Annotated in this window: 13 protein-coding genes; 5 read left to right on the top strand and 8 right to left on the bottom strand. The window is 36.2% G+C overall.

The genetic code is table 11. From position 1 onward, the window contains the following. Nucleotides 1–65: 65 nt before the first annotated feature. The gene (thrA, locus tag B3C16_RS15105) at nucleotides 66–2,543 is read right to left on the bottom strand and encodes a bifunctional aspartate kinase/homoserine dehydrogenase I (RefSeq protein WP_291133049.1); all 2,478 of its coding nucleotides are present in this window, start codon (nucleotides 2,541–2,543) and stop codon (nucleotides 66–68) included. Nucleotides 2,544–2,945: 402 nt separating this feature from the next. On the opposite strand from thrA, the gene hutH reads away from it, so the two are divergent. After that, nucleotides 2,946–4,448 carry a histidine ammonia-lyase gene (gene hutH / locus B3C16_RS15110; protein ID WP_291133051.1) on the top strand — a complete coding sequence of 501 codons (1,503 nt, stop codon included), beginning with the start codon at nucleotides 2,946–2,948 and terminating at the stop codon, nucleotides 4,446–4,448. Between the two features lie 78 nt (nucleotides 4,449–4,526). On the opposite strand, the gene B3C16_RS15115 is transcribed toward hutH, so the two are convergent. Then, entirely contained in the window at nucleotides 4,527–5,147 is a 621-nt protein-coding gene (locus B3C16_RS15115; protein ID WP_291133053.1) for a peptidylprolyl isomerase, read from the bottom strand. Nucleotides 5,148–5,203: 56 nt separating this feature from the next. Then, nucleotides 5,204–6,184 (bottom strand): GlxA family transcriptional regulator, encoded by a 981-nt coding sequence (locus B3C16_RS15120; protein ID WP_291133055.1) that lies wholly within the window; start codon nucleotides 6,182–6,184, stop codon nucleotides 5,204–5,206. Between the two features lie 130 nt (nucleotides 6,185–6,314). Here B3C16_RS15120 and B3C16_RS15125 point away from each other — a divergent pair, with 130 nt between their 5' ends. The 3 genes from B3C16_RS15125 to B3C16_RS15135 are packed head-to-tail and all read left to right on the top strand — an operon-like array spanning nucleotide 6,315 to nucleotide 7,572. Next, a complete protein-coding gene (locus tag B3C16_RS15125; protein ID WP_121313893.1) occupies nucleotides 6,315–6,737 on the top strand; it encodes an SRPBCC family protein in 423 nt (140 codons plus the stop codon). Nucleotides 6,738–6,753: 16 nt separating this feature from the next. After that, on the top strand, nucleotides 6,754–7,128 hold the full coding sequence (locus tag B3C16_RS15130; protein ID WP_121313892.1) for a DoxX family protein: 375 nt from the start codon (nucleotides 6,754–6,756) through the stop codon (nucleotides 7,126–7,128). A 60-nt stretch (nucleotides 7,129–7,188) separates the two neighbouring features. Then, entirely contained in the window at nucleotides 7,189–7,572 is a 384-nt protein-coding gene (locus B3C16_RS15135) for a hypothetical protein (protein WP_291133058.1), read from the top strand. A gap of 6 nt (nucleotides 7,573–7,578) precedes the next feature. On the opposite strand, the gene B3C16_RS15140 is transcribed toward B3C16_RS15135, so the two are convergent. The 5 genes from B3C16_RS15140 to B3C16_RS15160 all read right to left on the bottom strand — a co-directional run bounded on the left by B3C16_RS15140 (nucleotide 7,579) and on the right by B3C16_RS15160 (nucleotide 11,228). Continuing rightward, entirely contained in the window at nucleotides 7,579–7,965 is a 387-nt protein-coding gene (locus B3C16_RS15140; protein WP_121313890.1) for a hypothetical protein, read from the bottom strand. Between the two features lie 13 nt (nucleotides 7,966–7,978). After that, a complete protein-coding gene (locus tag B3C16_RS15145) occupies nucleotides 7,979–8,392 on the bottom strand; it encodes a hypothetical protein (RefSeq protein WP_121313889.1) in 414 nt (137 codons plus the stop codon). 170 nt (nucleotides 8,393–8,562) lie between these two features. Beyond that, on the bottom strand, nucleotides 8,563–9,612 hold the full coding sequence (locus tag B3C16_RS15150) for a ligand-binding sensor domain-containing protein (RefSeq protein ID WP_291133061.1): 1,050 nt from the start codon (nucleotides 9,610–9,612) through the stop codon (nucleotides 8,563–8,565). A 204-nt stretch (nucleotides 9,613–9,816) separates the two neighbouring features. Continuing rightward, nucleotides 9,817–10,473 carry a hypothetical protein gene (locus tag B3C16_RS15155; protein ID WP_291133063.1) on the bottom strand — a complete coding sequence of 219 codons (657 nt, stop codon included), beginning with the start codon at nucleotides 10,471–10,473 and terminating at the stop codon, nucleotides 9,817–9,819. 47 nt (nucleotides 10,474–10,520) lie between these two features. After that, entirely contained in the window at nucleotides 10,521–11,228 is a 708-nt protein-coding gene (locus B3C16_RS15160; protein ID WP_291133065.1) for an FRG domain-containing protein, read from the bottom strand. 307 nt (nucleotides 11,229–11,535) lie between these two features. Between B3C16_RS15160 and B3C16_RS15165 the strand changes: the two genes are divergently transcribed. Then, entirely contained in the window at nucleotides 11,536–13,341 is a 1,806-nt protein-coding gene (locus B3C16_RS15165) for a serine hydrolase (protein WP_291133067.1), read from the top strand. The last annotated feature ends 213 nt before the right edge of the window (nucleotides 13,342–13,554 follow it).

The following is a 13,554-nucleotide window of genomic DNA, read 5'->3' on the forward strand; positions in this document are numbered from 1 at the left end:
AGTCTAGTGAATGTTAAGAGTCAAAAAGTACTTTAAGACTTTCGGCATTCGGCTTTAAGACTCAATTATACATTTCCAATTCGAATCACATCTGCAAAAATTCCCGACGCAGTTACAGCTGCTCCGGCTCCGGCACCTTTGATTAATAAAGGTTGATCGACGTAGCGGTCGGTATAAAACTGCACGATGTTGTCTTTTCCTTCTAAATTGTAAAACGGACTGTCAGCCGGAATAAATTGCAGGCCAACACTGGCTTTGCCGTTTTCAAAAGAAGCCACAAATTTTAAGCGACTGTCCTTGGCTTTAGCTTCTGCCAAAAGATTGTCAAAATGGCTTGCGTGTTTGGTTAAAGATCTGAAAAAATCGTCGTTGTTGGTGGTTTCCATGCATGCTGCCGGCAGGAACGAATTGTTGGTAATGTCTTCCATTTCCATTTCATAACCGCTTTCGCGAATGAGTATTAATATTTTGCGAGCCACATCGACACCACTTAAATCTATTTTTGGGTCAGGTTCTGTAAATCCTTGAAGGCCTGCTTCTTTTACAACATCATGAAAGTTGTAAGTGTCGCTGAAATTGTTAAAAATAAAATTCAAACTTCCGGATAAAACAGCATTGATTCTGTTTACTTTATCGCCCGAAGCAATTAAGTGTTTTAGCGTGTCAATGATGGGTAAACCGGCTCCTACATTGGTTTCAAACAAGAACGGCGCATTGTATTTTCGGGATAAATTTTTAAGGTTTCTGTAGTTACGGTATTCCGATGAACAAGCAATTTTGTTACAAGTGACAACGGCTATATTTTGCCCTAAGAACTGGTCGTAAATGCTTGCAATGTCATAGTTAGCGGTAATATCTACGAAGATACTGTTGCGTAAATTTAACTCTTTGGTACGAGTAATAAAGGCTGTCGGATCAGCGGTTTCGCCTTGGTTAAGCGTTTCTTTCCAATCTTTTAAATTGATACCGTCTTCATCGAAAACCATTTTTCTGGAATTCGATAAAGCGATGACACGCACATTGATTTTGAGATTTTCTTTTAGGAATTTCTTTTGTTGGCTGATTTGGTCTATGAACTTTTCGCCCACATTTCCAACACCCATAACAAATAAGTTTAATTGCTTGGTATTGTCTTCAAAGAAGCGTTCGTGTAACGTATTCAGTGCTTTTTTAACATCTTTTTCATTAATGACTACCGAGATATTTCTTTCGGAAGCACCTTGGGCAATGGCTCGAATGTTAACGTTGTTTTTACCTAAAGTGCTGAACATTTTGCCGCTGATGCCTTGGTGGTTTTTCATGCTTTCGCCTACGAGCGCTACGATACACAAATCTTTTTCTACGATACTCGGATCTACTTTTCCTTGGGCAATCTCCATTTCGAAAGCTTTATCGATAGCATTTTTGGCTTTATCGGCATCGGCATTTAGAATACCAATACAAATGGAGTGTTCCGAAGAAGCTTGCGTGATAAAAATAACGTTGATGTTTTCATTGGACAAGACTTCAAACAAACGTTTGGAAGAACCGGCAACGCCTATCATTCCTGAGCCTTCTAAGGTCAGCAAAGCGATATTGTCGATATGAGAGATGCCTTTTATTGGATTAGCTTCGCTCCGTTCGGCTCCGCCTAGGGTACTTGAAGCTTCCGGTTTATTAGAAATTAGCGTTCCGTAAACTTCCGGTTCGAAAGTGTTTTTGATAAAAATAGGAATGTTGTCTTTTAGTACCGGTTGAATCGTTGGCGGATACAATACTTTGGCACCAAAATGAGACAATTCCATCGCTTCCTGATAGGAAATTGTTTCAATCGGTTGGGCTTGCTTAACGCTTTTAGGATTGGCTGTGAACATTCCGTTTACATCAGTCCAGATTTCTAAAACTTCAGCTTTTACTGCAGCAGCTATGATGGCAGCGGTATAATCAGAACCACCACGACCTAAAGTGGTTGTATTTTCGTCTGAAGAAGAAGCAATAAAACCGGGAAATAAGGTCACTTGATGGTTATTGTTTTTAAAGTATTCTGCAATTAATTGATTGGTTGTTTTAAAATCAACGGCCGCCTTTCCGAAATTAGAATCGGTTTTAATGATTTCGCGACTGTCTTTAAAAGCTGAATTGCTAACTTTTTGTTTCAAAGCCACAGCGATTATTTGGGAAGACAACAATTCGCCAAAACCAGCTACGATATCAGCAGTTCTGTTTGTTAATTCACCCAAAAGATAACAACCATCTAACAATGTCTTTAAATGATTGATATTGCTGTTAATGGTGTCGATGATTTCGCTTTGGTCGCTTAAGGAAATCAATTCCTCGATAGCGTCTTTGTGTTTTTTCTCGATTTGGCTAACGATATCTTTGTAGCCTTTGTCTTTATTGGCAGCGGTTTTTCCGGCTAAAATTAATAAATCGGTTACGCCGCTAAAGGCTGAAACGACTACAGCGAGTTGATTTTCTTTGCTTTTATTGGTTATTATGGCTATGGTTTTCGAAATGTTTTCAGCATTAGCTACTGAAGTACCGCCAAATTTTAATACGATCATGACTTGTTTGAGTTATGAGTTAGGAATGATGAATTATGAGTGATTTGCTTTCTTGCGAAAGTACATGTCAAGTGGATTATATGTGAAAATTATACCCCAAACGGGGTTGTAGTTGTTGATGTTGTTGTAGCCAAAGAAGCAGCCATAGTATTGGTTGTAGGAGAGAATTGATATTGGACTAACAGTGACATCATGTTTTTCAAATGTATAACTTTTTAAGAATTAAAAAAGGTTTCCTTAAATTTTTAAGAATATCGCAATAATTCTTTTTAACCAATAGCTTTTTGTTTATTTCACTATTCTAAAGCTGATTTTTTTAATGAATCCTCAAAAAATACTCGACTAAATTGTTGCTTTTTAACAATCGTTTACGGAATTTTGGACTTTTAATCCTCACCAAAAATGGAGCATTCGCATTACATCAGTACGGAAGTATTGACATTAGAGACTTTACAAGAAATTATTTCAGAGCACAAAACTTTAGCCCTTTCAGAAGAAGCTAAGATTAGCATTCAACAATGTCGTGATTATTTAGACCAAAAAATGGCTTCTAATGATGCCCCGATTTACGGTATCAATACTGGTTTTGGTTCGTTGTGTAATGTAAAAATATCGAATGAGAATCTGTCTCAACTTCAAGAAAACTTAGTAAAATCACATGCTTGTGGTACAGGAGAAGAAGTGCCTTCAGCCATTGTAAAGATAATGTTGTTACTTAAAATTCAATCGTTGAGTTATGGACATTCGGGTGTGCAATTGCAAACGGTAGAGCGTTTAGTAGATTTTTATAATCATGATATTTTACCGGTAATTTATACGCAAGGTTCGCTGGGTGCGAGTGGTGATTTGGCGCCATTGGCTCATTTGTCCTTACCTTTATTAGGCGAAGGCGAGGTATTTTTTGAAGGAAAGAAAGTGCATTCGTCAGAAGTATTGAAGCAATTCAATTGGCAACCGATTGTATTGCAATCCAAAGAAGGTTTGGCACTGTTAAACGGAACCCAATTCATGAGTGCTTACGGTAGTTATATCTTATTGAAAGCGATGAAATACTCGTATTTGGCTGATGTCATTTCGGCTATTTCTTTAGAAGGTTTTGATGGTCGTATTGAGCCATTTGATGAATTGATACATTATGTTCGTCCGCACAAAGGGCAAATTGTGACGGCTAAACGAATGAGAGAGCTGTTAGAAGACAGTCAAATCATTGCGCAGCCAAAAGCACACGTACAAGATCCGTATTCTTTCCGTTGTATTCCGCAGGTTCATGGTGCTTCTAAGGATGCGATTGATTATGTAAAGAAAGTATTTAAAACCGAAATCAATTCGGTTACCGATAACCCCAATATCTTTAAAAATGAAGATGTAATTATTTCCGGAGGTAATTTCCATGGACAGCCTTTGGCATTAGCCTTAGACTTTTTGGGATTGGCTTTGGCTGAATTAGGAAGTATCTCCGAAAGAAGAACCTACCAATTGATATCAGGATTGCGCGGTTTACCGGCTTTCTTGGTTGACAATCCGGGTTTGAATTCAGGCTTTATGATTCCGCAATATACGGCGGCCAGTATTGCCAGTCAGAACAAACAATTGGCGACTCCGGCGAGTGTGGATAGTATAGTTTCCTCTAACGGACAAGAAGACCATGTGAGTATGGGCGCGAATGCAGCGACTAAAACACTTCGCATTATGGAAAACTTGGAACGCATTTTAGCGATTGAGTTGATGAATGCTTCGCAAGCCATTGCTTTCAGACAGCCTTTACAATCTAGTGAGTTTATTGAAATGTTCTTGAAATCCTACAGAGCAGAAGTGCCATTGGTGAAAGAAGACAGAATTCTACATTACGACATTGAAAACTCAGTGGCGTTTTTGAATAGTTTTATGATTGATTTGGAGGAGTAAGGAAGGAGTAGGGAGTAATGAGTAGGAGTGAGACTTTTTTCGTTTTTCAATAATTTTTTATTTTCTTACATCTCGTTTCTATTCCTTTATTAAATACGCTTTTCTAATCAAATCAAGCTTTGGAAAGGTTTGGTAAAATAAGTCACGATTCTGATATAAGTTGGGGTCAGACATGGGTTCTTCGGCATAGCCTGAGTATAATTTATCTACAGTTTCCATTCCATTTTTAACCTTGCCGATAGGAGTGAAGCCCTTTACGTCTTCAAAGTTCAAGGTATCAAGAACTTTGTTGTCTTCCAGATTAATAAAAACTTCTAAATCACGCGAGTCTTTACCGAAACGGGCAAAACTGATCGTACCTCTGGTGTTGCTGTGTAACACCGGTTCGTCGGGTATTTTGATACTTCTCCAGTTATTCATAGTCTTACTATCGGTATTGCCAAACTGCGCTACAAAACCCGGTACTACTCGGTAAAAAATGGCATTGTCGTAGTAGCCATGTTTGATTAGTTGGTAAAGTCTATCGGCTGCCTGAGGTGACCATCTTCGGGTGATTTCAATTTCAAAGTCGCCTTTGGTGGTTTCGAACTTAGCCGTGAAGGTTTCAGGTGCTTGCTCTTTGGTCCATGCTGTATTGAATTCGGTTTCTTTACAGCTGATTGTTAGTAGTATTAGCAATAGAAGGAGTAGCTTTTGCATGTTTAAAGTTTGATGGTGTATAGATGCTAAGTTAGCGTTCTATTCAGTTTTTACAATTATACTTCGTATGAGGTTTTTGCAAACTTGTTTCTGTAGTCGATAGGGGTGAGACCGGTTATTTTTTTGAAGATATCTCTGAAAGCCTTGGTATCGGTGTAGCCTACATCAAACATTACTTCAGTTACATTTTTTCTTGAGGCTTCAAAGAAGGTTTTGGCGGCCTCAATTCTTACTCTTTGAAGGTATTCAATAGGCGTATTGTTAGTGGCTAGTTTGAATCTTCTTTCAAAGGTTCTGCGGCTTGCGTTGGCTAAATCAGCTAAGCTTTCAATGGTTATTTTTTCTTCATAATTCTTTTCGATGTAATCTTGCACTTTTTGTATTTCAACATCGGTGTGGTTGCGTTGCCCTCTAAAAATGGTAAAAGCGGCTTGACTGTCTCTGCCAATATCTAAAGCAAAATATTTTGAAATCATAATGGCGGTTTCCCTATCTGAATACTTTTCTATTAAATATAAAACTAAGTTCCACAAACTACTGGCACCGCCGCTACTGTATATGTTTTCATGTTCAGTGATAATGGCACCATCTTCTACTTCTACCTCGGGATATCGTTCTTTAAATTCATTGATGTAAGCCCAATGGGTAGAACACTTTTTACCATTGAGCAAACCGGTTTCAGCCAACAAGAATGCACCGATGCAAAGACTAGCTACACTACTTCCTTTCTTATACAATTCAGTAAAATAAGGGATAGCTTCAGCATTAGCTTCAATACCTTTTAAAGTATCGCCATAAGTAGGCGGAATGATTAATAGGTCGGTTGTTGAAACGTCTTTTAGTAATCTGTCGGTTTTGACGGTGTATTCACCATTATTGGCGGGCACAAATTTATTTAGGCCGACATACTCTACGTTGAATATAGATTTTTTACCAAAGGCTGTAAGAAACTCATTGGCGGTATTAAATGATCTAAATGGTGGTGTAATTGCTTCTATAACGCCATACTCAGGAACAAAAACAGATACTTGTATCATGGTAATGTATTAAAAAACAAATATATAAAATACAGTTGTCATAATCAACCCCTTAGGTTGGCGTAATTGCACATTGTAAATAAAACGAAGCTTTAGCACCTTTGTAATATCAAATTAACAAATAAAAAAAATGACAACAACCACAAAAATTACAGTAGAAGCCACCATCAATGCTCCTGTACAAAAAGTTTGGAATGCTTGGACTAATCCGAGTGATATTATGATTTGGAATACAGCGGATCCCAGTTGGCATTGTCCAAGTAGTGAAAATGACCTTAAGATAGGCGGAAGATTCAAAACAAGAATGGAAGCCAAAGATGGTAGTTTTGGTTTTGATTTTGAAGGCACCTACAACAAGGTAGACCTGCATAAAGAAATTACCTATACCATGGATGATGGTAGAGTTGCCAAGACTTTATTTACCGAGGATGGAGATACTACTAAAGTAGAAACCACTTTTGATGCAGAAACTCAAAACACTATAGAGTTGCAAAAAGGCGGTTGGCAAGCCATTTTAAATAATTTTGTAAAACATGTAGAAGGTAAAAACTAACGGTAAAATCAAAAAGATGAAAAAAGATAAAATAATATACTGGACCGCAACCATCTTCATATTACTGTTTGAAGGTCTAATGCCTTTAGCTACACTATTATTTGCACCACAGTATGCTACGGCAGGAACTGAACCCTTGGGTTATCCTAATTACTTTGCTTATGCTCTTATTGTATGTAAGGTGTTGGGAGTCATTGCTATAACATTGCCACAAGTTTCTCCAAAGGTAAAAGAATGGGCTTATGCCGGATTTACTTTTAACCTTTTGTTTGCCGCATTGAGTCACGCTGTGGTTGATGGCAATATTGGGTTTGTGATTATGCCCATTGTGATTTTGGGAATATTGGCTGTTTCTTATTACTATGCTGATAAAATCTCTAAAAATGATTAGTATTTGTTATCAGATGACTGACCGAATTCAGGAATTGCTGTAGTTTTTAAATGCATTATTATGCAAACAAGAGATAAAATAAAGAGTGCCTTTTTCATTACTTTCAACGGTAATTGCAAAAGGGCACTCAAGTTGTATCAAACCTGTTTTGGTGGTGAATTGTATTTTGACACTTTTGCAAAATCAATTACAGGTCTTGAGGAATTACCGGTAGTAGGAGGATTTTTTATTTCTAATAAGATTACTATCTATGGTTCAGATTTGGTACATAACGAAGGCAGACGAACAGGTAATCATATCGCGCTTTATGTGTATTGCGATAGTCATGAAGAGCGATTATTGTATTTGCAAACGCTAGATGCCAATGTTCCTGAAAATTATAAAGAGCAAAAGCTTATAGAGATTACAGACCTTTATGGAGTGGTGTGGGTTTTTGGGGTGTAGCTAGTATTAGTGGCTTTGTTGTATTCTGAGAAATACATAGGGCGCCAAAGCAATCCAAACGGGAATTAATAACCAGAGTTGACCTTTCGTTATGTTATAAGCTTCTAACAATTGCGCTAAAGAATTATCTCTGTAAAGACCAAAACCGAATTCAAAGGCTAATGTCAGTGTCATCCACAATAATCCTATGAGTAAAGACTCGGTTACTGATTGTGGTGGGTGTTTTTTAAGAACAAAAAAGATATATATACCCAAAAGTATCATTAATGATACCGTTGAGATTTGGTGAGCTGACAAGTCGTTAATGTGTTTCTTATACCATAAATCCCTTGCTGTTCCGTTGATGATAGCCAGAACAACCATTGGAAACCAAAGTAAAACATATTTGAGCATGGCGATACTACATTTAAGCTGCCGATTTAAAACTCGACTTATAAATATCTAAAAGTATAAGAATTCCCAATAATAAAGAAGCTATGGCGCAAATTTGTAATCTTCCGCTTCCTAGTTCCAACATATTTAAGGACAAACTTACTGCCCAAATGATAAAGATGTTTAGATTGAATAAACCACTCAGAACATATAAGAAATTGGCTTGTAAAGGATTGGCTTTCTTTTGATAGTGATAAACCAACCTGATGAGTAACAAGATACCACCCAATACTACTGCTGCTACTGCGGTATAAACAAAGTTAAGGAATAAGCCCAGACTGTGCATTATCTCATCCTTCTCGGTGAAGTAGTCAAAAAACAAATATAAGGTCCAAATATTTATGATGGCAAAGCTGATGACAGCATAGGTTAAGATTTTTTCTTTCATTTTTCTTTTTTTTGAGTATTTCACAAGGTAGGTCAATTGGGATGAGTAATGCTATTATTTAACAATTTATGTATAGTAAGAGAGAAAAGGGAAAAGGGAAAAGGGAAAAGGTATATAAGGGAAATTAAGCCACACAATTGTTACAAATAGCGGTTATGCGTTCGTATTTATTATTTCCAAGGTCCTTTTGTAGTTACGTTTATAATTTCCCCATTCTGATTAATTCTATATAATCCACCTGCTCCGCCTAGCCATAAATTTCCTTTTCGGTCTTCCCTCATTCCCATAATTGAAATTGGAACATTGTAGTGTTTAAATGCTACTCCATCGTATCTATATACACCATTTTTTACGGTGGCTATCCATATATTATCAGATTTGTCTCTGTAGATTTCGTACACATCGCCATCATTAAATCCTGCTATTTCCGGAAATGAAATAATTTCATTCCATATCATTTTATTGATTCCACCCTTTCCAAATCGCTTTTTAGGGTCAGGATCATCTCTTTCGGCGACTCTCGTTCCAATCCAAACACTTCCATCTTTGTCAAATTCAATTTGGGTGATATTATTAGAGTGCAGTCCATCTTTTTTCAGAAGATGAGTAAATGATTTTCCATCAAATTTACAGACACCATAACCATCTCTTCGAAACCAAATATTGCCTTCGGTATCTTCTCTGATACCCGTTACCCAATATTTGGTATCTTCATTTATTTTGGTATCTACTTTAGGATACGGAATTGAAAATGGATGAAATGCTTGTCCGTCAAATTTATAGACACCATTCCAAGTGCCAACCCAAAAAACGTTCTTACTATCAATAAGTAAATTGGTAATCACATTGCTGCTAAAATCGTCTCCTACTAAAAAATTCGTAAAATTCTTCCCATCATATTTGGATACGCCTTCTCCTGTATGTAACCAAAAGATACCATTTGAATCCTCAATTATTCCTGTCACTCTATCAGATGGCAACCCGTCCTTTGTTGTAAAATATTTTAAATTTTCACCGTCATACCTTGCAATTCCATTTCCATTTGTTCCAAACCACAAGTTTCCTTTGGAATCTTCGAAAATACTTGTAACATATTCCCCAATTTGAGATTCAATTTCTACTTTATCTGAATCACTTTTTTTATTAGTGTTCACTTTCTTTTCTTGTGAGTTGCAAGAAGTTGATAAAATCGATAACGTTAGTAGAATAATCAGTTTCATTTTTTTCTGTTTTTATATGACGCACTACGTTTTACAGCTTGTAATCCCAAAGCTTCGGGACGATGATTTATTACTATTGATTCTAAATATAAAACTCTTTTTTGAGTTTTCAGAGACCAGAGCCTAAGGCGAACAGGCGCAGCAAAATTCGGTGAAAGCCTGAACTTTGCAATTGTTACAAACAGCTGTTATGCAACAGTTTTTTTATTTGTTAAATTGGCTTAAAACTTTATATTCAATATTTGTGTTTGTTGCATTTAGCACTTCAATTCTCAATTCTCTAAATCCTATAATTATGCTTTCTGATAAGTCATATTGCAAATCTTGAGTAAAAGCAGGTCTTGCATAACCATCTACATATTCACGATAGATAAATCGCAAAGCATTGCCAACACGACCATTATATATAATTTCTTGCTTGAAGTATTCTTTTTTGGGAACAGGAACCATTGTTTCTGTATATTCAATCACATCTTTAATTTGAGTAAAATTAATTCCTGCAACGTTGAAAGTGTAGACTATTGGTTTTCCTCCAGTTCTAGGAATAGCAAGTCCAAATGTATCGTCAGATGGATTGCTGTAAAAGTCGTATTTGTTTGTGTAAGAATCGTGAATGTAAATATCACCAGCTTTAATTTCGTTTATCATATAGCTCGGTATTGCTTTTCTGCCTTTTGTGATTTTTATCGCTTTGTATTTATATCCTGATTCTCTAGAAACAAGCGGAATCCCAATTTCCGACTTGGTAACAACATTTAATTCTGGAATGCCTATTGTGCTACTTTCTGGAATTACAGCTTTTCTTTTAACTCCACAAGAGTAAAATGTAATAAACGTTAATAAAAAGAATATTTTTCTCATATGCAGGGTTTTATAATGTTGCAAACTGCTGTTAGCAGCTGGGCTTCTCATTCTCCAAAATATTTCCAATTAATATGTTGGCAAAGGCCATCTAATTCTGGAAAAATTGTTGAAGAATTTACTCCGCAAGTATCTAACACTTCTAAAAGTTTTCCACGCATGTCTTTTGAGATTTTAATTTTAATCAGATTTTGATTTTGTGTTGTGTTTTCTTCAAAAGCGACAAATTTGTTAAGATTTGTTTTGACTGAATAGCGATGAGCAGTGAACCAACCTAATTGTGTGGATAGTCTTTTACCAACCAAATTTGGTTGATAAACTTTTGTCTTTGCCACTGTAAATGGTGAAGTATCTTTTTCCGAATCAAGTATAGCGTTATCAGGAACAAGATAAACCCATAATACTGAATATTCGCCTTTAATATTTTGACTGTTACAAGCAAACCATAAAGCAATTAATGGATTGGTTGTCCAATCAAGTAATCTGGTCGATAAGCCATGATGTTGCGCTAAAGCTAACCAATCCCAATCTGAATTCATATTTGAATGTATGAACTCGTTACTACGACGCTTTAAGTCTCTTAAAGCTAATTTTTCTAATTCTAAGCGGTTTTTGCCTGGATCTTTTCTGGCAATCTTTGGTAAAAGTTTATCATCATTTGTTTGTCCACGAAATAGTACTAAGTCATCTTTTTCAAGTGGTTCAATAATGTCTATAAATTCTGCGAAGCTAGTTAAATCATGTTCGTCAATCATATTTTAAAGTTAGTTGTTTAGCCTTGCAGCTAACATATTAATCAAAATGATAAAATATTCAATTATCATCTTTATTTACGATTCATCTCAAATTTAATCAATTTAATAGTGGCAAGGAATCTGCGTTAGTAGGGATTTATAATCAAGTTATTAACACCATTTTCGTACAAGCAGCCGATTGAGTATAGTTTTCTGAGGATTATGTTCTTAGTTTTATTCTATGAAAAAAACTTATATTTGATGGTAGTAACCAGTTTTACTCAGGAATTATATTCCGAACAAACTAACCAAAACAAAACACAAAGGCATGAAAAAATTGTTCTTCTTCTTAGTAGCTATTGGCTATTCGGCTATGGTATTGGCGCAACAAGACAAGCGCTTAAAAGGAATTGAGGTTGAGTTAAACAAGATTTTAGAATCCACAAAAGCCGCCGGATTTGCGGTGGCAGTAGTAGAAGGCGATAAGATTATTTATGCCAAAGGTTTTGGCTATAGAGATTATGAAAATAAGGTTCCGGTAGATGCCAATACTTTATTTGCTATTGGCTCTTCTTCAAAAGCTTTTACTTCGGCAATCTTGGGTCAGTTGCGCAAAGAAGACAAATTGTCTTTTGAGGACAGCCCGAGAAAATATATTCCGGAGTTAAAATTCTTTAACGATAATATGAATAACAATATCATCATTAAAGACTTAATGTGTCATCGTACCGGAATGTCGCGTCATGATTTTTCATGGTATTTTTTCCCAACTACTTCCAAAGACACTTTGGTACAACGCATGGCCCATCAGGAACCTTTTGCCGGCGTGAGAGAAAAGTGGTTGTACAATAATTTTATGTTTTTAACCCAAGGTGTTATTGCGGAGCGCATCACCGGGAAAAGTTGGGAAGACAATATTAAAGAACGTTTTTTTATACCGATGGGCATGACCAGGTCAAATGCATCTATTGGAGAAATGAAAACGGCTACCAATGCTGCCTTTGGATATGAGTTGAAGAAAGAGACTGTCATTAGTAAAATGGAGTATTATGATATTTCGGGTATGAGTCCGGCAGGAAGCATCAACAGTAGTGTGAATGACATGTCTAATTGGATGATCACTTGGCTTAACAAAGGAAAGTTTAAAGGTCAACAACTCATTCCTGAAAATTATATTGAAGAAGCTATGAGTTCTCAGATGGTTATTGGCGGAGCCTTACCTGATAAAGAAAACCCGGATATTCATTTTGCTAATTATGGTTATGGTTGGTTTTTAAAATCGTATAAAGGACATTACCGCGTAAATCATGGTGGAAACATTGATGGTTTTTCGGCGGATGTTACCCTTTTTCCGAGTGATAATATTGGGATAGTGGTTTTAGTGAATCAAAATGGTTCAGCAGCTCCGGGTTTGGTTAGAAATACGATTTCAGACTATATCTTAAAGGTAAACAAAACCGATTTCGTAAAAATGTATAATGAAGATATGGCTAAGGCCAAAAAAGCAGAAAGTGAAGTAAAGAAAAAAGCCGCTGCCGAAAAAATAGTGAATACCAAACCTTCTCACATTTTACAAGAGTATACCGGTAAATATTCTAATCCGGGTTATGGTGAGTTTAGCATTACCAATGTAAACGATTCCTTGTTTGCTAATTTCAAATTAAAAAAACTCTATTTGAGACATGCTCATTATGATATTTTTGAACCTTTTGAAGTGAATAATAAAGTGATCGACACAACAGAAAGCGATGGCAATACCCGTTTTAATTTTGCTACCAATGACATGGGTGATATAGCTTCATTAAAAGTAAAGTTGGATGAATTATTAGAGCCTATCGAATTTAAACGCAGACCTAATACGATAAAAGTTAGTAAAGAGGTTTTGGCCCAATATGTAGGCGAGTATGAGTTGGCCGGAATGAACGTTAAAGTTTATACCAAAGACGATACTAAACTGTTTTTGTTTGTAGCCGGACAGCCGGAATATGAATTGTTGGCTACCGACACGCATCAATTTTCTTTTAAAACCCTTGAAGGTTTTAAAGTGAAGTTTGAAGAAGAAGCCGATAAAACGATAAAAAGCGTGATTTTAATTCAGCCTAATGGGAAGTTTACGGCAAAGCGGAAATTGTAAGCGATTTTATCCCTATCTATCAGTTTCAATTACTGATTCAAATGGTATGTAGTATTTAACTTTTAAAGTCACAATTGACATTCTTTAAATAAAACATTTATATTTGCCCTCGAAATGAAAAACATCACGATACATATTAACCGCTCACAAAACGCACTAAGCAATGATTGTTTGGAAGGATTTTATCCTTTGGAACGATTAGGACGTAGTATG

This window comes from Flavobacterium sp. UBA7682, assembly GCF_002482945.1.
Taxonomy (GTDB): domain Bacteria; phylum Bacteroidota; class Bacteroidia; order Flavobacteriales; family Flavobacteriaceae; genus Flavobacterium.